Consider the following 20285-nt stretch of genomic DNA (forward strand, 5'->3'; position numbering starts at 1 on the left):
ACCGGACAATCGAGCCTGTGTTCACGCGACAGCGCGGTGCCACCGGAATGACCTCCCGTCTGGGAAGATCGTTCCGGCTGCAACCGAACCCGGCGGCGCTCCGCCCCCGGGGACTGTGTTGTGCGCGCAGGTCGTCCGTATCTTCCGGCCTGCCGCGGTAAGGGGGGACAGGCCATGAGCGACGAGGAACCCGTCACGCGCACCCGCCTGCCCAGACCCACGTCCTCACCGGAGGGTCCGGAGCCCAGGCGCAACCCCATACTGTCCGGGATCGGCGTCGTCGTCGTGATCGCCGTGGTCATCATCTCCCTGCTGTTCGCCGCGAACCGGTCCGAGGACGGCGAGGGTTCCGACGCGAAGGACACCGGGTCCACCTCCGATACCGGCCCCCAGGCGTCCGCCGGACCGCCGCTGTCCGCGGCGCAGGTGCCCGAGCGGACCGAGTCCGGAGTGCCCGTCGGCTACCCGCAGACCGCGGAGGGCGCGCAGTCCGCCGCGGCGAACTTCGTGGTCGCGTACGGCTCAGACCGGATGTTCCAGGCGAAGCCACGCGCCGCGATCATCGCCACGATCACCGACCCCGCCGTTGCCGAGGGCCTGCTCGTGCGCGCCGACCAGGTCTTCCGCTCGCAGACCGCGACATTCGGCCTCCAGGCCGACGGGACTGCGCCAAAAGGACTGACCTTCGTGTGCCGCACCGTGCCGATGGGCACCAAGTCCATCGCGTACACCGCGACTTCCGCCACCGTGGAAGTCTGGAGCGTGGGCGTCGTGGGCCTCGCGGGAACCACCTCCACCAAGCCGGTGGGCGAAGCGTGGAACACCACCACGATGCGACTGTCCTGGGTGAACGGCGACTGGAAACTGGTCGAGTTCAGTCAGAAGGAGGGACCGACTCCGGTCGCCGGGCTGCAGGTTCCGTCCGGCGCCGAAGACATCGCCAAGGCCGACCGGGAGTTCGGGGAATTGCGCCATGCACGCTGACGGAGAACACGGAGAACGCCGCAGCTTCCGCAACCGATTCCTGGCCGTCGGCGGGTTGCTGACGACGGTCCAGGCCGCCGTCGTCCTCGGCGCCGCGGCCGTGTCCGCCGAGCCCTCCCCCGGCGCCACACCCACCGGCACGCCGGCCGCCACCCCCTCGGGCGGCAAGCCCGAGTGCGACCTGCTCACCGGCCCCGCCAAGGACATCTGCAACAACGGCGGCCCCAGCGCCCCCGGCACCGGCACCCTGGGCACGGTCACCGACCCGCTCGGTTCGATCGCCAAGGGCTGTGCCGAGGCGGCCACCTGGATCATCGACAAGCTCGCGGGCGCGGTGAACGACACCACGCAGGTCGACTTCACCAACCCGGGCTTCCTGCGCCAGTACGCGGTGGTGTTCGCCGCGTCGACGTTCCTCACCCTGATCCTGTGGATACTGGCCGTCGCCAAGCGCGCCGTGCGCGGCGTGCCGATCGGCACCGCGATCAGCGAGGCGGTCGGCTACCTGTGGCTGGCCGTGATCGCCTCCGCGTTCACGCCGCTGATGCTCTACTTGGCGGTCTCGATGACCGACGCGATCACCGCCGCGATCGCGACCGGCACCCAACAGGACACGAACAAATTCCTGGGCGGCTTCTCGAAGGCGCTGGATCCGGCGAGCGGGCTCGGCGGCGGTCCGGTGATGCTCATCTTCGTGTCGCTGCTCTCGATGGCCGCGGCGGCCGTGCTGTGGGTCGAACTCCTGGTCCGCGCGGCGATGTTGTACGTCGGGGCGATCCTGGGCACGGCGGTCTACTCGGGCCTGGTGGACAAGGCCATGTGGCACCACGTGCGGCGGTGGGCCGGGATCATGATCGCGGTGCTGCTCGCGAAGCCGGTGGTGGTGATCGTGCTCGGCCTCGCCACCGCGGTGACCTCGACGGGTGGCCAGAAGGACGCGTTCTCCTCCGTGCTGTCCGGTCTCGCGATCCTGTTCCTGTCCATCTTCGCGAGCGTGCTCATCTACCGATTCGTGCCCAACTTCGGCGACGACATGGCGTCCCTGCACAGCAGCCGCAAGGCCATGCAGTCGGCCGGCCCGGCCTCGATGGTCAACGGCCCGGCCACCTACGTGAAGCAGGGCATCCAGGCGCACGCCTCGCGCGGATCGAGCGGTTCCGGCTCTGCCCCGGCGACCGCGAACGCCGTATCGTCGGGCATTGCGGCCCATGGCACCAGGGGCGGGGGATCGGGCGGCGCGCCGGCACCGGCCCCGCCTCCCCCGGCCAACCCCGCAGCAACGCCTCACGCGAGGAACGGTAACGAGTAATGACGACGCAACCGGCCGCCCGCCGCCGGACCTTCCTCATCGGCAAGGCCAAACCCACGGCGGTCATCGGCAAGAACCGCGAACCGGGCGAGATCTTCCTGATCATCGCCGCGGGCGGACTCGCCCTGCTGTGGGGCCTGGTCGTGCCGATCCTGGTGGTCCGCGTCCTGGGCCTGGTCGGCTTCCCCCTGCTCGCGTTCGCCGCGGTGTACATGCCGTACAAACGGCGCACGTTCTACAAGTGGTGGGAGATCAACCGGACGTACAAGCGCACCCTCAAGCGGGGCGCGAAGTATCGCTCGGCGGTCACCGAGGCGGGCACCAGGCTGACCGGACAGGGTGTCGCGGTGGGCGCGCCGCCCGGGGTCGGCCGGGTGACGTGGTCGAGCGTGCCGTTCGGGCCCGACGACCTGACCGTGATGCTGCACCTGGAACGGCGCACGGTCACCGCCGCGATCGAGATCGAGGGCCCCGGAGTGGGGCTGCGCGACTCGGAGGACCAGGAGGCGCTGGTCGAGCGGTTCGGCACGCTGCTCAAGCACGTGGCCAACGGCGACGGCTTCGTGACCCGGCTTCAGGTCCTGGCGCGTACGCTGCCGGCCGACCCGGACGCGCACGCCAAGGACGTGGCCCGGCGCGGCGACCACAACGCTCCGGCGTGGGTCCAGGACTCGTACGAGCAGCTCCAGTCGATGGTCTCCACGTCCTCCGAGCAGCACCGGGCGTACCTGATCGCGTGCATGCACTACACCCGCGACCTGGCCGCCGAGGCGAACGTGATGGGCAAGGGCGACAAGGGCATCGGCGTGGTGATGGCGCGCGAACTCACCGACGTGTGCGCGCGGTTGACCGAGGCGGACATCCGGGTGCGGCAGCCGCTGAACGAGGCCCGGCTCGCGTCGTTGATCCACTCGATGTACGACCCCGAGCACCAGATCGACGCGTTCGAGGGCATGCAGGCGCGGTACGCCTGGCCGGCCGAGCTGGACGCGACGCACCAGAACTACCTGGAGGCCAAGACCCGCGAGTCGGACTCGGCCGAGCCGTGGTGCCATGCGACCGCGTGGATCAAGGAGTGGCCGCTGACCCCGGTCGGCGTCAACTTCCTGGCCCCGCTGCTCGTACACACGCCGGACGTGATCCGCACGGTCGCCGTCACGATGGACCTGGAGCCGACCGACGTCGCGATCGAGCGGATGCTCACCGAGAAGACCAACGACGACGCGGACGCCGCGCGCGCGGCCAAGATGAACCGCGTGGTCGACCCGCGCGACATGGCCCACACCGGTCGGGTCGACCAGCGCGGCGAGGACCTCGCGGGCGGCGCGGCGGGGGTGAACATCGTCGGCTACATCACGGTGTCCTCGCGCAATCCCGACCAACTCTCCCGCGACAAGCGCACGATTCGCGCGTCGGCGGGCAAGTGCTTCCTCAAACTGGAGTGGTGCGACCGCGAGCAGCACCGCGCGTTCGTCAACACGCTGCCGTTCGCGACGGGCATCCGCAAGTGAGCGGCGGCGGTCGCGACGCGCTCGACGGAGCGACGCGCTCGACGGTTCGCCGGGATGGATGGGGTGACGGGATGGATGGGGTGACGACATGTCGGGTCTGATGTCCACGTTGACCCAGGGCTTCTCCGGCATCATCTTCGGCCGCGGCGAGACCCAGCGGCTCCCGGTGCGCACGTCGACCGGTCAGGCCCAGGCGGTCTACCTGCCGACGGCCGCGCCGGGGCTCGGCGACTCGGGGGTGATCATCGGGCGCGAGGTGTACTCCGGCAAGGGCTACATCTACGACCCCTTCCAGCTGTACGGACAGCAGCTGCCCGCGCCGCACTGGCTCGTGCTCGGCGAGTCCGGCAACGGCAAGTCGGCGCTGGAGAAGACCTACGTGCTGCGGCAGTTGCGCTTTCGCGACCGCCAGGTGGTCGTGCTCGACGCGCAGGGCGAGGACGGCGTCGGCGAGTGGAACCTGATCGCCGAGGCGCTGGGCGTCAAGCCGGTCCGGCTCGACCCGAACGACCTCTCCGGCGACGCGGTACGGCTCAACCCGCTCGATCCCGCGATCGCGGTCACCGGGCAGCTGGCGCTGCTGCGGACCATCATCGAGGTGGCGATGGGCCACACTCTCCAGGAGCGCGCCGGATACGCGCTCAAGGCCGCGCACACGCACGTCATGCGGACCGTGCACGGGCGCCAGCCGATACTCCCGGACATCGTCGACGCGCTGCGCAACCCGACGCCGGAGTCGTGCGAACTGCTCAGCCTGGACGTCAAGGACGTCCGGGTCTGGGGCCTGGACGTCGCGCTCGTGCTCGACCGGCTCACCGACGGCGACCTGCGCGGCATGTTCGAGGGGCCGACCACCGACGGCATCGACCTCGACGCGCCGCTGATCATCTTCGACCTGTCGCACATCGACCGGAACTCGATCGCGATGCCGATCCTGATGGCGATCGTCGGCGTGTGGCTGGAGCACACGTGGATCCGCCCGGACCGGGTCAAGCGGATCTTCTTGGTCGAAGAGGCCTGGCACATCATCAACAGCCCGTTCGTGGCCCAGCTGTTCCAGCGCCTGCTCAAGTTCGGCCGCCGGCTCGGGCTGTCCTTCGTCGCGGTCGTGCACCACCTCTCCGACGTCGTGGACGGCGCCGCGGCCAAGGAGGCGTCGGCGATCCTGAAGATGGCCTCCACCAGAACCGTCTACATGCAGAAGGCGGACGAGGCGCGCGCGACCGGGAAAGTGCTCGGCCTGCCGCGGTGGGCCGTCGAGATCATTCCGACCCTGACCCCGGGCATCGCGGTGTGGGACGTCAACGGCAACGTGCAGGTGGTCAAGCACCTGATCACCGACACCGAACGGCCGATGGTCTACACCGACCGTGCGATGACCGAGGACGCGGTGGAGGAACGGGTGCGCGCCGAGGCGGCGTTGGCCGACGATCCGGCCGCGTAGTGGGGTCCTCGGGGTACCCGCCGGTGCCGCGCGTGCCCACGCCGGGCCGGGAGCCCTCGCGGGGCGTCCCGGACGGCCTGCTGATCGCCGGGCTCGCGCTGCTGGTCGCCGGCACGGCGGTGATATGGCTCGCGACGGGTCTGGGCGCGGTGGCGAGCGGCAAGGACTGGCCGGACCGGGTCACCTATCGCGGTTCGGCGTTGGCGATGCGCTCGGTGTTCACCGCGCCGGACGACCTGCCGCGCGCGTGGCCGGACACGCCGCCGGGCCAACTGCCCTCCCCCACGGCGTTCTGGGTGGCGTTCGGGTGTGTGGTGCTGCTGTTGCTGATCGCCGCGGGGCTGGTGTTCCGGTGGTGGCTGCGTCGGGTGGCGGCGCGCAATTCGGTTGCCCCGAAGCGGAATCAGGAGCTCCCGGAGGGGGAATGATGCCCGTGCGCTTCTCTGCCGAGGGCGTTCGTTGATCGTGGCCGGGTCTGGTCGCCGCGTGGCCGTATGGGTCACCCGGGATTGGCCCGGCCCACCATGTTCTCGGCCACAGGGCCCTGTCGGGTGGGCCCGGCCTGCGGCCGAGGCGTCCTCAAACGCCGGACGGGCTGGGATTGGGTTGTGTTCGGTTTGCGGGTGGGGTGTTCAGTCGGTCCAGGTCATGCATTCTTCGCAGCGGTAGGCGCGGGGGCCGGACTTGTACTCGACTCTGTCGGATTTGTGGAAGTACTTGCAGGCTCGGTTCTTGCATACGACGGGGTGGCCGTCGACTGCCTCGGTCGGTAAGGGTGTTGTCTCGTACTCGCATGGCGTGGGCGGGAGTTTTTTGTAGTAGCCGCCGGTCGCCGGCAGCGCGGTCGGGTCGAACGGTGAGAACGCGGCCTCGTCGGACACACCTTCGGACACACCCATGTGCACCTCCCCTTCGGGATGGGACGCTAGTCGAGAAACGGGAGTGGGACGGGTGGTTCGGGATCCATCCGCCCGAAGGGTCGACGAGGCCGCGCGGGTCAGTGGCTCGTGGCGGTCTGTTGGACGGCGATCGAGGCCAGCACGAGGACCCCGCCCAGGAGCCGCGCGGCGCCGAGTTGCTCGCCCTGGATCGACGCGGCGAGCACGGTCGCGGTGAGCGGTTCCAGGAGCACGGCCACGATGCCGCCGCTGGGGCGGGCCCGGCCGAGCGCGGTGAAGTAGGCGATGTAGGCCGCGGCGGTGGGCACGATGCCCAGGAACACGACCGCCCCGAGCGTGTCGGCGCGCGCGGGCACGCCCATCCCGACCACGAGCCCGGCGGGCAGCAACAGGCCGCCGCCGAACAGGAACCCGAGCCCGGTCACGGCGACCCGGTCCAGGCCGGGCAGGGCCGGCCGGGTGTCCAGGGTCAGCACCGCGAACCCGGTGGCCGCGAGCAGGGCGAACGCGGTGCCGGCGAGCCTGTTCCCGGCTCCGCCCGCGGGTGAACCGAGCAGCAGGACGAGGCCGGCGACGGCGACGCCGATCCCCAGCGTCGCGGCCCGGGAGGGCAGCCGACGTTCGAGGACGGCCTGCCCGGCGGTGACCAGGACGGGGACGGCCACCATTGTGGTGAGCGTCGCGAGGCTCACCGACGTGCTGACCACGGCCGCGAAGTAGGCGGCCTGGAACACCGCGAGCAGCGCCCCCGTGCCGGCCACGCGCGCGAGCGCCGCGCGCCCGAGCGGCCGCACGCGCAGCCGCCCCGAGGCGACGGCGTACAGGGTGATCAGGACGCCGCCGGTGAGCAGCCGGTAGGCGGCGATGGCGACGGGGTGCAGGCCGGCCCGGGAGGAGAGCAGCGATCCGGCGAGGCCGCCGGTGCCCCACAGGATCCCGGCGAAGACGAACAGGTCGAGCCCGGACCGGGAGGTGCGGGCGGCATGCAGCAGAGTACGAATGGACATGGGAGAGCTCCGACTTCGACGCCAACAGGACAACGTCGGAGCGGGACGGCACCGGTTCGGATCACGCCCGAGGGCACGCCGAGATGGGGCCGCGACCCGTGAACCACCGGATCGGACCCGGAAACGCCCCGCTCAGTGGCGGGGCGGCGGGCAGACGGACCAGTCGTGGTGCATGGGCCCCACCCTAACCAGGCCCGTGGGCCGGCCGTGGATCGGCGGAGGGTGCGAAACGTTTCTTCCGGGGCAGCAGCAAGCCATGGAGGAAACCCCGAAAGAGCGCCTCGACCGCGAGCTCAACGAACTGCTGCAGGGCCTGCGCGTCGCGATTCCCGGTGTGCAGTTCATGTTCGCGTTCCTGCTCACCGTGCCCTTCGCGTCCGGGTTCGCACGGGTGACGGAGTTTCAACGAGACGTCTTCCTGGTGGCGCTGATCTCGACCCTGCTGTCCTCGGTGTGCTTCATCGCGCCCGCGGTCCAACACCGGATGTTGTTTCGGAGCGGCGCCAAGGACGTGCTGCTGCGCCGGTCGAACCGGTACGGCATCGCCGGCTCGATCACGTTGGCGGTGGCCATGACGTCGGCGGTACTGCTGGTCGTGGACTACCTGTTCGGCCGCACCTGGGCACTGTCGATCGCGCTTCCGCTCGCGGCGCTGATCACCTGGGTGTGGCTGCTCCAGCCGCTGATCACCCGCAAGCGCCGCACCGACGACTACCTGCCGTAGCGCGGGGTCGCGGACCCCGTCAGACCCATTCCAGCAGTCGGGCCGCGTGTGCCCCCACGGGGCACGGTTGCGGTACGCCGCAACCGCACGTCGTGGGGTCGGCCGGGCGATGTCGGATCAGCGTGCGGGTGACCACCATGCGGTAGTCGAGCAGCGGATCGCCGCTCCCCTGCGGAGCCCTCGGGCGCGGGGCGCGCAGGATGCGCGGGGCCGGGGTCGACAACGACGCGGGCAGTGGACGATCGAGTCGGTCGATGTCCGTACGTTGCCGCGGAATGCGCACTCGCATGTATCCGGTCCCCTTGTCGTCCGGTCTCCTGCTGTCGCGGCGCGGCCGATCGTGGCAGCGATCGGCCGCCCGCACCGAGTCACTCCGTGTCGAGCCGGCCGCCCGCGTCCGGCTGGGACTCCTCGACCCTGGCGAGCATGCCGCGCAGGCCCGCGGCGAGCGCGTGCCGCTGCTCGGGGCCCAGGTCCTGGAGCAGGCCGGCCTCGAAGACCGCCGCCTCGCGCACCACCCGCAGCCATACGTCGCGCCCGGTGGTGGTCAGCTCGACGATCACCCGGACCCGATTCTGCTCGTCGCGCGTGCGCGTGACCAGGTCCTCGGCGACCATCCGGTCGAGCCGATGGGTCATCGCCGCGGGGGTGAGGCCGAGCCGCCGGGCCAGTTCGCCGGGGCTGAGCCGGTAGGGGCGGCCGATCAGCACGAGGGCCTTGAGCACCTCCCACTCGGCGTTGGTGATGCCCAGCGCGGTGAGTTGGCGGCCGTACGCGACGTTCATCCGTCGGTTGAGCTTGGACAGCGCCGCCACGATGGTCTCGACCTGTGGGTCGACCTCCGGGAACTCGCGCTGGAAGACGGCGATGTATTCCTCGATGTCGCCTTCATCCGCTGTTGCCGGCTCGGCCCCCTCTGTCATGCCGGGAAGTATCCCACCTCTCACGGTCCCGGCCGCCGCCGTCGGCCGGCGTCGGCCGGTAAAGCGTTGGACGACAACGCTAAAGACTCGTATAGTTTAGGTCTGAAGTCTTCAGGCTTGAGGACTCGGACTCATCGGACCAGGAACAGCGGCGCCGCCGGCGTGGGCCCGGGCTCATCCCCGGCCGCCCCCGGCGCGCCGCCGACGACGCAGGTACAGGCGAGCCTCCTCGCCGGGACACGGGCAGGCCCCGTCCCGGCGGGTTCGGCCCGGCTGCCTCCGCACGCCCCCGATCGGCCGAGCCCCGCCTGCGGACCGACCCCGCGGACCGGAACGGCCGGCCCGCGCGACCGGTAGTCGGGGAGGTGTGTGATGGCGACCCAAGGCGCTCTGCGTCGAATCCAACTCGGTAACGCGCTCAGTGCGTTCGGCAGTGGTTTCACGGTGCCGTTCCTGTTCGTGTACGTGACCCGGGTGCGGGACATGTCGGCCGGCCAAGCCGGGCTGATGTTCAGCGTGCTCGCCGTCGCCGCGCTCTGCGCGCTCCCGATGGTCGGTCCCGCGATCGACCGGCGCGGCCCCCGCCCGGTGGTCGCGATCGGCGCGGTGGTGGCCGCGCTCGGCTCGCTGGTCCTGGGCCTGGCCGTGAACGAATCGCTCGTGATGCTCGGCGCGGCGCTGCTCGGGGCCGGCGTGGCCTCGATCCAGCCGGCGCTCGCGACGATGATCGTGCGCTGCACGACACCGATGACGCGGGCCCGCGCGTTCGCCCTCCAGTTCACCTTCAACAACCTGGGCCTGGGCATCGGCGGGTTGATCGGCGGCCTGATCGTCGATCCGTCGCGACCGGCCAGCTTCACCGTGCTGTTCGCGACCGAGACGGCGATGTTCCTGGTGCTCGCCGCGGTGTGCGGAACGGTACGGCTGCCCGCCGCGACCGTCGCGCCGGCCGGCACGGCACCCGGCTCGGGCTTTCGGCACGCGCTGGGGAACCGGGCGATGGTCAAGCTGTGCGTGGTCAGCGCGGTCATCTTCTTCACCTGCTACGGCCAGTTCGAGTCCGGCCTCGCCGCGTTCGCGACCGAGGTCAGCCGGATCTCGCCGAGCATGCTGGGCGTCGCGCTCGCGGCCAACACGGCCGTGATCGTGCTCGGTCAGCTCACCGTCCTGCGGATCACCCAGCGGCGGCGGCGCAGCACCGTAATCGCGGCGACCGGTCTGGTGTGGCTGCTCGCGTGGATCGTGACCGCGGTGTCGGGCCTGCTGCACCACGACTCGGTCGCGGCGGCGCTCACCATCGTCACGACCTACGCGCTGCTCGGGGTGGGCGAATCGCTGCTCGCGCCGACGCTCGGCCCGATGGTCGCCGACCTCGCGCCGGCGCACCTGCTCGGCCAGTACAACGCGGTCCAGTCGCTGGTGAAGCAGCTGGCGATGGCGGCGGGCCCGGCCTTCGCCGGGGTCATGGTCGGCGCGGGTCTGTACGGCCCGTACCTGGTGATCCTGATGGGCTGTTCGATCCTGATCACGGTGCTCGGGCTCCGGATGCGGCACACCTTGAACCCGACCCAGAACGGCGTGGTCGTCGCCGAGTCGGCGCCGGTCCGCGCCGAGCGGCAGCCGGTACTCACGGCCTGATCGAGAACGCACGCCGATCCACCGACGCCGGACGGGCTCGACCGAGCCCGTCCGGCGTTCGAGGACACCGGGCCGTCGGGCCGGTCGCGCTCACCCCAACGGGAACTCGCACCAGACCGTCTTGCCCTCGTCGGTCAGCCGACTGCCCCACGACTTCGCGATCGTGGCGACGATCGCGACGCCCCGCCCGCTCTCGTCGTCGGCCGCCGCCCGCCGCCTGCGCGGCACGTGGTCGTCCGCGTCGGAGACCTCGACGATCAGCCGCTTGTCGGTGCGCCGAAGGCGCAGGCGCATCGGGGCCGCCCCGTGGGTGAGCGCGTTCGCGACGAACTCGCTGACCGCCAGGACGCCCAGCTCGCGCAGTTCCTCGCCGACCTGCCAGCTCGCGAGCACGCCCGACGTGAAGGCCCGGCCGCGCGCGGCCACCTCGCTGCCGCCGAGCAGGTCCAGCGACGCCGTGCGGAACAACCGCGCCTGGGCACCCTCGCGGCGCGGCAGTTGCAGCACGAGCATGGCCATGTCGTCGTCGTGCTCCTCGGGCAACTGCATGTGCGCGATGAGGTGGTCGCGGACCGCCTCGGGTTCGCCCACCGACGACAGCAGCGCGCCGCCGAGCGTGTCGATGCCCTCGTCCAGGTCCTCGCCGCGACGCTCGACCAGGCCGTCGGTGTACAGCACGACCGTCGAGCCCGGATCCAGCGTGATCCGGCCCGACGTGTGCGGCCAGCTCGCGCCGGTGCCCAGCGGCGGGCCGTTCGCGTCGTCGAGCTTGTGGATCACGTCGTTGCCGTCCCGGACCAGCGGCGGCAGGTGGCCCGCCGTCGAGTAGGTCAGGATCCCCTCGCCCGGGTCGTAGACCGCGTAGGCGCAGGTCGCGATCTGGGTCGCGTCGATCTCCATCGCGGTCTCGTCGAGCAGCTGCAGGATCTCGTGCGGCGGCAGGTCGAGCCGCGCGTACGCCCGTACCGCCGTGCGCAATTGGCCCATGACCGCGGCCGCGCGCACGCCGCGGCCCATCACGTCGCCGATCACCAGTGCCGTGCGGCCCGCGCCGAGGGTGATCACGTCGTACCAGTCGCCGCCCACCGCCGCGTCCGTGCCGCCGGGCAGGTACTTCGCCGCCACGATCAGGTCGTCGGGGTTCTCCAGGCGCTGCGGCAGCAGGCTCCGTTGCAGGGTGACCGCCGCCTGACGGTGCCGCCGCTCGCTCTCCCGCAGCCGGTCGGTGGCCTGGACCTGGTCCGTGACGTCGACCGCGAACACCAGCACGCCACGCGTGTCGCCGCCGCGCCCGGCCGCCTCGGGGCGGACCGGCGTGCACACGAACGTGTAGTAGCCGTGCTTGCGCTCGCTCTCCGGCATGCCGGGATACGTCTCGCCGCGATGGTCCACCCGGCGCGCGCGAACCGTCCGGCCGCGGCCGGTCCGGTACACCTGATCCATCAGCGTCAGCAGCCCGTGCTCGGCGAGTTCGGGCAGCGCGTCACGGGCCGGCACGCCCGACTTGCGCGCGCCGAACACGGCCCGGTAGGCGTCGTTGACATAACAGAGCTCGTGGTTCGAGCCCCGCGTGACCGCGATCAACGCCGGCGCGTGGGCCAGCACGTCCCGCAGCGGGAAGGTGTCGTTCGATTCCTGGCTGCGTGCCGCCGGCACCACGCGCCGCCGGTCACCGGCCAGCCGGGCGCCCCACCGGGTGATGTTCAACCGCTCGCTTCCTAGGGAGTTCGTTCACGCAAAGCGCATGGAGGTTTACCTCGGGTGACATCACCAGTGTGGGCGAAAGTCGGCCCCGAGGGAATCACGTCCCGTGACCGGGCCCCCGTTCGGGGTACCACCGGGGTGGGTTGTGGCAATGTACGGGACCCGGTCACGACACACTCAACCGTCGAGTGTCACGCCAGCCTACGAGCCCACCGCCCACTCGGGTCCGGAGCCCGTCCCACTAACGCGCGGGCCCGCGATCGCCGCGGGTGGCGTACTCGAACTCGGCGCGCGGGTGTTCGATCGAACCCAGCGAGACGATCTCGCGTCGGAACATCAGAGCCAGTGTCCACTCGGCCATGATGCGCATCTTGCGGTTCATCGTGGGCACGCGGCTGAGGTGATATGTGCGATGCATGAACCAGGCCGGGAAGCCCTTGGTCTTGATGCCGTAGACCTGCGCGACGCCCTTGTGCAGGCCGAGCGAGGCGACCGAACCGGCGTGCTTGTGCCGGTACTGCCGCTGCGGCTCGGCCCGCAGCCTCGCGATGATGTTGTCGGCCAGCACCCGCGCCTGGCGCACCGCGTGTTGCGCGCTCGGGCCGGTGAACTCCTCGCCCGGCTTGGTCAGGTCGGGCACCGCCGCGCAGTCGCCCGCGGTCCACACCCCGGGGACGCCGTCGACCTCGAGGGTCGCGCGGGCCTTGAGCCGGCCCTTGTCGTCCAGCGGCAGGTCGGTGGCGATCAGCATCGGGCTGGGCTTGACGCCCGCCGTCCACACCAGCGTGCTCGCGTCCACCTCGGTGCCGTCGGAGAGCACCACGTGCCGGTCCTTCGCCGATTCGAGACGGGTGTTCAGCCGTACGTCGATGCCGCGGCGGCGCAGCTCGGCGACCGTGTACCGGCCCATGTCCTCGCCCACCTCGGGCAGGATCCGCGGGCTCGCCTCGACCAGGATCCAGCGCATGTCCGCCGGGGTGATGTTGTGGTAGTAGCGGCACGCGTAGCGCGCCATGTCCTCCAGCTCGGCGAGGGCCTCGACGCCCGCGTAGCCGCCGCCGACGAACACGAACGTCAGCGCGTGGTCCCGGATCGAGGGATCGCGCGTGGAGGACGCGGTGTCCATCTGCTCCAGCACGTGGTTGCGCAGCGCGATCGCCTCCTCGACGGTCTTGAAGCCGATGCCCCACTCGGCGAGCCCCGGGATCGGCAGCGTGCGGGCGACCGAGCCGGGGGCGACCACCAACAGGTCGTAGGGCGAGTCGTAGGTCTCGCCGCCGATCAGCTCGATCGTCGCGGTCCTCTTCGCGTGATCGATGTGCTCGACCGTCCCCGTGACGATGCGGCACTTGGGCAGCACCGACCTGAGCGGCACGACCACGTGGCGCGGCGAGATGGCGCCGGCCGCGGCCTCCGGGAGGAAGGGCTGGTAGGTCATGTACGACTGCGGTTCGACGACGGTCACGGTCGCCTCTCCCGCCTTGAGTTTCCGTTGCAGGCGAAGAGCCGTGTAGAGGCCGACGTAGCCGCCGCCGACGATCAGGATGCGCTCGGGCCGAGTCGAGGTCGTCATGCGTCCCACTCTGCCCCTTTCCACCCGGGACATACAGCCGATCAGGCGGTTGGCGTGCCCGCACGGGTGGTGACGAGTCGTCAGCGGTCAGCGATATCTTCACAACCGTGCTGTCGGATTCCGCTTCTGGGGTGGGGTCCGTTCGGGTAGTCTCGACGGCCTGGGCAAAGCGGGGTCTGGTGGGGGAACGACACACTTGCCTTTCGGGGGAGACGCTATGAGCGGCGCTTCACGTACGCGCACCACGAAGACTCAGGACACCGGCGTAGACGGCGTCGGGAGCCGGCACACGAGCACGATTCCACCGGCTCGCAGGCCGCAACGGAGCAGGCCGGCCGAGCCGTCGCCACAACTGCGCACCGACGCCCGACGCAACCTGGAGCAGGTCCTGCGCGCGGCCCGCGAGGTGTTCGGCGAGCTGGGCTACGACGCTCCGATGGAGGAGATAGCCCGCAGGGCCGGAGTGGGGGTGGGCACCATCTACCGCCGCTTCACCGGCAAGGAGGCGCTCGTCCAGCGGATCATGATCGCCGAGACCAACCGGTTGACGGCCGAGGCGATCAACGCCCTCGACGAGGAGCCCGACGCCTGGTCCGCGCTCGCGAGGTACTTACGCCGCGCGGTCGGCTCGGGTGCGGGACGCCTGTTCCCCGCGCTGAGCGGCCGGGTCCCGGTCACCGAGGAGATGAGTTCCTCGCGCGCCGAACTCAACGAAGCCGTCAACACGTTGGTCGAGCGGGCGAAGGCCGGCGGCCTGCTGCGCGCCGACGTCTCCGACGCCGACATCTCGCTGATGATGTCGTGCCTGCTGCCACCTTCCGGCCTCCCGCATCCGCAGCGGTTGACGATCGCCGGCCGGTATCTGGAGATCCTGCTCGACGGCCTGCACGCGGGCCACTCGTCCCCGCTGCCCGGAAAGCCGTTCACCCAGGACGAGCTGGACTCCCTCTTCCTGAGCTGACCCGTTCCCGAGCCGACCCGGCCGGCGCGTTCGGGCGTCGGTCAGCCGCGGACGACCAGCACCGGGCACGCCGCGTGGTGCACGATCGCGGTGCTGACCGAGCCGAGCAACAGGCGCGAGAAGCCGCCGGAGCCGCGGGAGCCGACCACCACCAGCTCGTGCCGCTCGGACATGCCGAGCAACACCTCGGTCGCGGTGCCCGAATACACCTGGACGACGGCGTGGCCCGCGAACGGGCGCTCGCGTCCGCCACTCACCTCGGCGACGATCGTCTCGGCCCGGATCCGCAGGTCGGCGAGGTTTCGCTCCAGGTCCTCCTGGTAGTGCGGGCCGGGCGTGAGCACGGCGTATCCCGGGGTCGCGGGCTGTGCGGTCACCACGTAGAGCGGAAGCTCGCGCAACTCGGCCTCGGTCATCGCCCAGTCCAGGGCCCGCCGGGCCGGATCGGACCCGTCCACGCCGACCACGACGCCCTTCGGCTCATCGTCGGCCATGGGCCCTCCTTCACCGATACCGGATGTGGAGGGCCCTTTACCACCCGGGCGGCACGCACTCACCTCTCGGCGCGAACGCCACCCGGACGGCGGCCGGCCGTGCCCCGGACACGCGCTATGCCTGCTCCAGGATGTCCTTCGCGCGCTCGCCCAGGGCCAGCAGTCCCGCGCCGGTGAAGCGACCGCCGGTGTCCTGGTCGCCCATCGCGCCGGCGGTGAACCGGTGGAGCACACCGGCCAGGATGCACGCGAGCCGCCAGCACGCGAACGCCTGGTACCAGCGGATCTGCGACAGGTCGCGGCCGGTCGCCGCCGCGTACCGCGCGGCGAACGCGGCGCGGTCGATGAAGTCCTCGCTCGCGGTGCCGTCGGCGGGCAGCAGGCCGCCGTCCTCACCGCGCTCGACCCAGTACATGAGCGTGGTGCCGACGTCGGCGAGCGGGTCGCCGAGGGTGCACAGTTCCCAGTCCAGGACGGCGAGCACGGTTCCGTCCGGGCCCAGGATGACGTTGTCCAGGCGGAAGTCGCCGTGCACGATCGTGGCGCCCTGCTGGACCGGGATCGAGGCCGCGAGCGCGTCGTGCACCTCGTCGATCACCTCGATCCCGGGCACCCGGGTGGCCTCCCACTGGCGATGCCAGCGGCGCAGCTGCCGTCCGATGTAGTCCTCGCGCCGGCCGAGCTCGCCCAGACCGACCGCGTCCACGTCCACCGCGTGGATCGCCGCGAGCACGTCGGCAAGTTGCTCCCCGGCCCGTCGTCGGGCGGCCGGGGTGAGCAGCTTGCCCGCGTCCTCGGCGGTGCGGACGACGTGGCCGTCGACGAAGTCCATCACGAAGAACGGCGCCCCGTTGACCTCGTCGTCCGGACAGAACCCGACCACCGGCGGCACCGGCACGTCGGTGCGCCCCGACCCGAGCGCGGCCAGGATCCGGTGCTCGCGGCCCATGTCGTGCGCGGTCGCGAGCACGTGCCCCAGCGGCGGTCGGCGCAGCACCCAGCGGCGGGCATCGGCGTCCGAGACGATGTAGGTGAGGTTGGACCGCCCGCCGAGCACGAGTTCGAAGCCCAGCGGCGGACTCACGCCCACCCGCTCGGCCAGCCACGCGGTGATCGCTTCGGGCCGCAGCGCCGCTGCCATGGGACTCTCCGTCATGTTCGGACTCCGCTTCAGATGCCGAGGGAACGGCCGATGATTTCCTTCATGATCTCGTTCGTCCCCCCGTAGATCGATTGCACGCGCGTGTCGACGAACGCCTTGGCGACCGGGTATTCGAGCATGTAGCCGTAGCCGCCGTGCAGTTGCAGGCAGCGGTCCACGACCCGCTTCTGCAGGTCGGTGGTCCACCACTTGGCCTTCGACGCCGCGACCGCGTCCAGTTCGCCCGCGATGTGCTTCATGATGCAGTCGTCAACATAGGTCCGTGCGATGTCCAACTCGGTGTCCATCTCGGCGAGTTCGAACCTGGTGTTCTGGAACGAGCCGATCGTGCGGCCGAACGCGGTGCGCGTCTTGACGTATTCGAGCGTCTGCGCGAAGACCGTCTCGGCGCCCGCGACCGCCCCGCACGCGATGCCCAGGCGCTCCTGCGGCAGGTTGTTCATCAGGTGGTAGAAGCCGCGGTTCTCCTCGCCGAGCAGGTTGCCCACCGGCACTCGCACGTCGGCGAAGAACAGCTCGGCGGTGTCCTGCGCCTTCATCCCGATCTTGTCGAGGTTGCGCCCGCGCTCGAACCCGGCCATCCCACGCTCGACCACGATCAGGCTGATCCCCTTGCTGCCCTTGGCCGCGGGGTCGGTCTTGGCGACCACGATCACCAGGTCGGCGTTGATGCCGTTGGTGATGAACGTCTTCGCGCCGTTGAGCACGTAGTGGTCGCCGTCGCGGATCGCGGTCGTGCGTACGCCCTGGAGGTCGCTGCCCGCGCCGGGCTCGGTCATCGCGATCGCGGTGATGATCTCCCCGGTACAGAAGCCGGGCAGCCAGCGCTCCTTCTGCTCGTCGGTCGCGAGGTCGTTGAGGTACGGCGCGACCACCTCGTTGTGCAGGCCGAAGCCCACACCCGACGCGGCGACCCGGATCAGCTCCTCGGACAGCGTGGCGAAGTAGCGGAAGTCGGAAACCCCGCCGCCGCCGTAGCGCTCGTCGACGTCGATGCCCAGGAGGCCCTGCTTGCCGGCCTTGATCCAGACCGAGCGGTCGACGATGCCGTCCTTCTCCCACTGGTCGTGGAACGGGACGACCTCGCGCTGGAAGAACTCGCGGACGGAGTCCCGAAAGGCGATGTGCTCGGGTTCGAGGTGCCGGTCCCTCATGTGTGGTCCCCCTGCGGTGGGTCTGCGGATGGGGCGCGGCAGAGCACGCCGAATCGGACATTCCTACCGGTCGGTAGGTACGCGCGTGCTCGCATGCTAGGTGGGGCCGGCAACCGGATCAAGGGTTGACCGGCGCGCAGGTATGAGTGGTCTATTACTCACATGCCCACGAACGACGCGACACGGCGCTGCGCACCGCGATCCGCGCGTGCCACGCCAACCAGGTCGCGTTCCTACGCGGCGCGACCGGCGCCTCCACAACCGGCCTGCTCGCGAACCTACTCGCGACGATCGACCCCAGGTCGGTCGACGCCGCTACAAATAGCCCGGCCGGCGTTTGAGGCCAAGTAGCCCGGCCGGCGCTTGAGGCCAAACAGCCCGGCCGGCGCATGAGGCCACCCAGCCCGGCCGGCGCTTGAGGCCAAACAGCCCGGCCGGCGCTTGAGGCCACCGAGGCTCAGGCGACCGCCGCAATCCGTACGCCGGGTGCGGAACTCGGCGTCGCGTCCCAACGCATGACCCGCCCCTCCCACACACCACGCAGCCACAGCTCGGCCGAGACCACATCGGCAATCGGACCAAGCGCCACCGGCGACTGCGCGATCGGCGCCCCCTTCGCGAGGCTCGGTGCCGCCCCGATCGCGTGATCGAGCGAACGGCGCAGTTCGGCCGGATCAAGCACGCCCAGCTCGGCAAGCAGCGGATCGGCGAACAGCTCGCGCAGCGTGCCGGCGTTGAGCCGCAGCCCGCGCCGCTCAGCCTCGGTGTAGTCGGCCCGATGCACCGCACCGAGCGTGTGCCCGGGAATCAGCCCCTGCACGGCCGCCGTCAGCAGCGCCCGCGGCCCGTCGTCCCGGTCCCGCGCCCACGCCGGCAGGGAGAGCCCGGCGCGCACCACGGCGGTGTCCAGATAGGGCGCCTGGACCCGCACTCCGGTGCGTTCGGCCAGCTGCTGGTAGGCGCGTTGGCGTTCCGCCGCCCGGCGGACCGCGACCCATGCGGCGCGGTCCCCCGGACGACCATGAACCGCCGGGTCCGCGGCGACTACGGATCCGGCGGAGACCACCGACTCGCCCGCGAGGCGGCGCAGCGACACTGCGAGTCGGCGGCGCATGTCCGGCGTCGTCCAGACCGCCGCGGGGGCCACGGTGCACCACGCGATCGAGGCGGCCGGGCCCGGGTCCACCCGGCCGGCCCCCACGAGTGCCTCGGCGAGCTGGTCGAGCGCCTGGGGGAACGTCGTGCGGGCGACCCGGTTGGCGGCCGCCGCGAGGTCGTAGGCACCCATCCCGAGGTTGCGCGCCCAGGTGCGGGCGTGCCGGGCGGCGGTCAGCCGACGGCGGTCCATCGCCAGGTCGGCGAGGTAGGCGAGCGGGGTGCCGAGCACGGCGTCGCCGCCGTAGCCGGTGACGTGCATGTCGATGCCGGCGTCTCGAACGGCCTGGAGGGTGCGGGTGGTTCGGGCCATCCCGATCAACGAGAATCCGGGCTCGTCGGGCATCATCGTGCCGTTCAGCACGTCTTCGAGGCCCGTGTACGGCAGGTGGTCGACGCCGCCGGGAACCACGATGTGCCGCATCCGCGCGGAGCGGGCCACGATGCCGGCCGCGGACTCCGGGTCGCCCGGGGCACACGGCTCGGCCCACGTGACCGCGATCAGGTCGCGCGTCTTGGCCATCGAGACCGAGCGGGCGCCGAGCAGCGCGAGCACCGCCGAGTCCCGTCCACCGGACAGGTCCGCGCCGGGCCGCTTGGATCCGGCCACGCGCCGACCCACCGCGGCGGTCAGCGCCCGCCCCAGCGCGTCGGCCGCGGCCGGGAAGTCGAGGGGCGCGCGGTGCTGTTCGTACAGCCGCACCCGGGCGACGCCGTGCGCGAGTTCGAGCGCGTGCCCCGGTTCGAGCCGGCTCACGCCCGCGAACATCGAGCGCCCCGCGACCAGTTCGGGCACGTCGGGGCACGCGAGCCGGGCCGCGAACGCCTCGGTGTCGAGCCCGGCCCGGGTCAGGTCGGCGAGCGGCAGCGCGTGCGAGGCGTAGACCACGCCGTCGGCCGGCTCCGCGTGGAACACCTGGCGCACTCCGGCCAGATCGCCGAGCACCACGGTGCGCGAACCCGTGCGCAGCACGACGTGGTAGCTGCCCGCCCACCCGGTCAGGTGCCGCAACGCACCGCCGCGCGCGACCGCGAGCCCGACCTCCAGCTCGGCGTCGGTAGCGCCGCACACGCCCAGGACCGCCATCCGCATCCCGCCGCGGCTGACCACCCGGACCTCGTCGGCGGGCCAATCCCCCACCAGCCACAGCGGATCGGGGCCATCCCACAGCGTCCTGGCACCGGTCGGCCGGGCCACGCTCCGGCTCTCGGACGTCCCTGCGAACCAGCGCATCTCGACCCCCTTCGGGTAACGGCCCTCGTACAACCACCATGGATGTCGGCCGTACGTCCTCCGACGTTTCCATGGAACCAAGGTTAGGCAAGCCTGAGTAGAGCGCATTCGACGGCGCACGGGGACACGCGACCGGCGCATGGTGTCTTTTGACCGTGCCTGTGTACTGACGCGCCGTCAAGTACGTCTTGTCAATGATTGCGACCGGCCCTTGGCGATGGCTTGGCCAACCGTTGCCCCGCGATCGAAGCGGTCCCGCGACACCGACAAGATCGCGTCGCAGACCACCCCCGATTGGCGAATATCTCCCTTACCGAGGGTCCCGGCGCCGGTTACGCTGAGTCGGACGGAGGGTTGCCTTTGGGGGCAAACTATGCGCGGCAGTCCCAAGCAGGATCGGTCGGGGCGT

At 71.1% G+C, this 20285-nt stretch carries 19 protein-coding genes; 9 read left to right on the forward strand and 10 right to left on the reverse strand.

The features are described from left to right. Positions 1-174 precede the first annotated feature (174 nt). The 5 genes from OG928_RS15440 (at position 175) to OG928_RS15460 (ending at position 5676) form a co-directional block, all read left to right on the forward strand. Positions 175-984: a hypothetical protein gene (locus OG928_RS15440; protein WP_406284018.1), complete on the forward strand. Its 810-nt coding sequence runs from the start codon at positions 175-177 to the stop codon at positions 982-984. Beyond that, positions 974-2293 (forward strand): hypothetical protein, encoded by a 1320-nt coding sequence (locus OG928_RS15445; protein WP_406284020.1) that lies wholly within the window; start codon positions 974-976, stop codon positions 2291-2293. The genes OG928_RS15440 and OG928_RS15445 overlap by 11 nt, the downstream gene beginning before the upstream one ends. Further along, entirely contained in the window at positions 2293-3804 is a 1512-nt protein-coding gene (locus OG928_RS15450; RefSeq protein ID WP_406284022.1) for an SCO6880 family protein, read from the forward strand. Before OG928_RS15445 ends, OG928_RS15450 begins: the two co-directional genes overlap by 1 nt. A gap of 100 nt (positions 3805-3904) precedes the next feature. Continuing rightward, complete coding sequence (locus OG928_RS15455; protein ID WP_406291003.1) at positions 3905-5248, forward strand: ATP-binding protein; 1344 nt, start codon at positions 3905-3907, stop codon at positions 5246-5248. A 32-nt stretch (positions 5249-5280) separates the two neighbouring features. Continuing rightward, positions 5281-5676 carry a hypothetical protein gene (locus OG928_RS15460; RefSeq protein ID WP_406284024.1) on the forward strand — a complete coding sequence of 132 codons (396 nt, stop codon included), beginning with the start codon at positions 5281-5283 and terminating at the stop codon, positions 5674-5676. A gap of 204 nt (positions 5677-5880) precedes the next feature. Here OG928_RS15460 and OG928_RS15465 read toward each other — a convergent pair whose 3' ends face one another. Together OG928_RS15465 and OG928_RS15470 are read right to left on the reverse strand one after the other, a co-directional pair. After that, the gene (locus OG928_RS15465; protein ID WP_406284025.1) at positions 5881-6147 is read right to left on the reverse strand and encodes a hypothetical protein; all 267 of its coding nucleotides are present in this window, start codon (positions 6145-6147) and stop codon (positions 5881-5883) included. 98 nt (positions 6148-6245) lie between these two features. After that, positions 6246-7154, reverse strand: a complete 909-nt coding sequence (locus OG928_RS15470; RefSeq protein WP_406284027.1) for a DMT family transporter — start codon at positions 7152-7154, stop codon at positions 6246-6248. A 256-nt stretch (positions 7155-7410) separates the two neighbouring features. Here OG928_RS15470 and OG928_RS15475 point away from each other — a divergent pair, with 256 nt between their 5' ends. Continuing rightward, positions 7411-7878 (forward strand): DUF6328 family protein, encoded by a 468-nt coding sequence (locus OG928_RS15475; protein WP_406284029.1) that lies wholly within the window; start codon positions 7411-7413, stop codon positions 7876-7878. Between the two features lie 19 nt (positions 7879-7897). Here the strand turns inward: OG928_RS15475 and OG928_RS15480 are convergent, their stop codons facing one another. Next, positions 7898-8167, reverse strand: coding sequence for a hypothetical protein (locus tag OG928_RS15480; protein WP_406284031.1), 270 nt, complete (start codon positions 8165-8167; stop codon positions 7898-7900). 79 nt (positions 8168-8246) lie between these two features. Next, positions 8247-8801, reverse strand: coding sequence for a MarR family winged helix-turn-helix transcriptional regulator (locus OG928_RS15485; RefSeq protein WP_406284033.1), 555 nt, complete (start codon positions 8799-8801; stop codon positions 8247-8249). Between the two features lie 372 nt (positions 8802-9173). Between OG928_RS15485 and OG928_RS15490 the strand changes: the two genes are divergently transcribed. Further along, positions 9174-10439 carry an MFS transporter gene (locus tag OG928_RS15490; protein WP_406284035.1) on the forward strand — a complete coding sequence of 422 codons (1266 nt, stop codon included), beginning with the start codon at positions 9174-9176 and terminating at the stop codon, positions 10437-10439. A 90-nt stretch (positions 10440-10529) separates the two neighbouring features. On the opposite strand, the gene OG928_RS15495 is transcribed toward OG928_RS15490, so the two are convergent. After that, positions 10530-12146: a SpoIIE family protein phosphatase gene (locus OG928_RS15495; RefSeq protein WP_406284037.1), complete on the reverse strand. Its 1617-nt coding sequence runs from the start codon at positions 12144-12146 to the stop codon at positions 10530-10532. Positions 12147-12384: 238 nt separating this feature from the next. After that, a complete protein-coding gene (locus OG928_RS15500) occupies positions 12385-13716 on the reverse strand; it encodes an NAD(P)/FAD-dependent oxidoreductase (RefSeq protein ID WP_406284039.1) in 1332 nt (443 codons plus the stop codon). Positions 13717-13933: 217 nt separating this feature from the next. Between OG928_RS15500 and OG928_RS15505 the strand changes: the two genes are divergently transcribed. Continuing rightward, on the forward strand, positions 13934-14677 hold the full coding sequence (locus OG928_RS15505) for a TetR/AcrR family transcriptional regulator (protein WP_406284040.1): 744 nt from the start codon (positions 13934-13936) through the stop codon (positions 14675-14677). A 41-nt stretch (positions 14678-14718) separates the two neighbouring features. Here OG928_RS15505 and OG928_RS15510 read toward each other — a convergent pair whose 3' ends face one another. From OG928_RS15510 to OG928_RS15520, 3 genes are all read right to left on the reverse strand, one after another. After that, positions 14719-15171 (reverse strand): universal stress protein, encoded by a 453-nt coding sequence (locus OG928_RS15510; protein WP_406284042.1) that lies wholly within the window; start codon positions 15169-15171, stop codon positions 14719-14721. Between the two features lie 115 nt (positions 15172-15286). After that, positions 15287-16327, reverse strand: coding sequence for a phosphotransferase family protein (locus tag OG928_RS15515; protein ID WP_406284044.1), 1041 nt, complete (start codon positions 16325-16327; stop codon positions 15287-15289). A gap of 14 nt (positions 16328-16341) precedes the next feature. After that, a complete protein-coding gene (locus OG928_RS15520; RefSeq protein WP_406284045.1) occupies positions 16342-17487 on the reverse strand; it encodes an acyl-CoA dehydrogenase family protein in 1146 nt (381 codons plus the stop codon). Positions 17488-17633: 146 nt separating this feature from the next. Between OG928_RS15520 and OG928_RS15525 the strand changes: the two genes are divergently transcribed. Further along, the gene (locus tag OG928_RS15525; RefSeq protein WP_406284047.1) at positions 17634-17828 is read left to right on the forward strand and encodes a hypothetical protein; all 195 of its coding nucleotides are present in this window, start codon (positions 17634-17636) and stop codon (positions 17826-17828) included. Positions 17829-17944: 116 nt separating this feature from the next. Here OG928_RS15525 and OG928_RS15530 read toward each other — a convergent pair whose 3' ends face one another. Further along, positions 17945-19876, reverse strand: a complete 1932-nt coding sequence (locus OG928_RS15530) for an albusnodin/ikarugamycin family macrolactam cyclase (protein WP_406284049.1) — start codon at positions 19874-19876, stop codon at positions 17945-17947. Between the last annotated feature and the right edge of the window lie 409 nt (positions 19877-20285).

It is taken from the genome of Embleya sp. NBC_00896, from assembly GCF_045207785.1.
GTDB lineage: Bacteria > Actinomycetota > Actinomycetes > Streptomycetales > Streptomycetaceae > Embleya.

Coding starts and splice junctions, on each gene's coding strand:
- OG928_RS15440 (WP_406284018.1), top strand. CDS start 175: ATGAGCGACGAGGAACCCGTCACGCGCACCCGCCTGCCCAGACCCACG.
- OG928_RS15445 (WP_406284020.1), top strand. CDS start 974: ATGCACGCTGACGGAGAACACGGAGAACGCCGCAGCTTCCGCAACCGA.
- OG928_RS15450 (WP_406284022.1), top strand. CDS start 2,293: ATGACGACGCAACCGGCCGCCCGCCGCCGGACCTTCCTCATCGGCAAG.
- OG928_RS15455 (WP_406291003.1), top strand. CDS start 3,905: ATGTCCACGTTGACCCAGGGCTTCTCCGGCATCATCTTCGGCCGCGGC.
- OG928_RS15465 (WP_406284025.1), bottom strand. CDS start 6,147: ATGGGTGTGTCCGAAGGTGTGTCCGACGAGGCCGCGTTCTCACCGTTC.
- OG928_RS15470 (WP_406284027.1), bottom strand. CDS start 7,154: ATGTCCATTCGTACTCTGCTGCATGCCGCCCGCACCTCCCGGTCCGGG.
- OG928_RS15475 (WP_406284029.1), top strand. CDS start 7,411: ATGGAGGAAACCCCGAAAGAGCGCCTCGACCGCGAGCTCAACGAACTG.
- OG928_RS15480 (WP_406284031.1), bottom strand. CDS start 8,167: ATGCGAGTGCGCATTCCGCGGCAACGTACGGACATCGACCGACTCGAT.
- OG928_RS15485 (WP_406284033.1), bottom strand. CDS start 8,801: ATGACAGAGGGGGCCGAGCCGGCAACAGCGGATGAAGGCGACATCGAG.
- OG928_RS15490 (WP_406284035.1), top strand. CDS start 9,174: ATGGCGACCCAAGGCGCTCTGCGTCGAATCCAACTCGGTAACGCGCTC.
- OG928_RS15500 (WP_406284039.1), bottom strand. CDS start 13,716: ATGACGACCTCGACTCGGCCCGAGCGCATCCTGATCGTCGGCGGCGGC.
- OG928_RS15505 (WP_406284040.1), top strand. CDS start 13,934: ATGAGCGGCGCTTCACGTACGCGCACCACGAAGACTCAGGACACCGGC.
- OG928_RS15510 (WP_406284042.1), bottom strand. CDS start 15,171: ATGGCCGACGATGAGCCGAAGGGCGTCGTGGTCGGCGTGGACGGGTCC.
- OG928_RS15515 (WP_406284044.1), bottom strand. CDS start 16,327: ATGACGGAGAGTCCCATGGCAGCGGCGCTGCGGCCCGAAGCGATCACC.
- OG928_RS15520 (WP_406284045.1), bottom strand. CDS start 17,487: ATGAGGGACCGGCACCTCGAACCCGAGCACATCGCCTTTCGGGACTCC.
- OG928_RS15530 (WP_406284049.1), bottom strand. CDS start 19,876: ATGCGCTGGTTCGCAGGGACGTCCGAGAGCCGGAGCGTGGCCCGGCCG.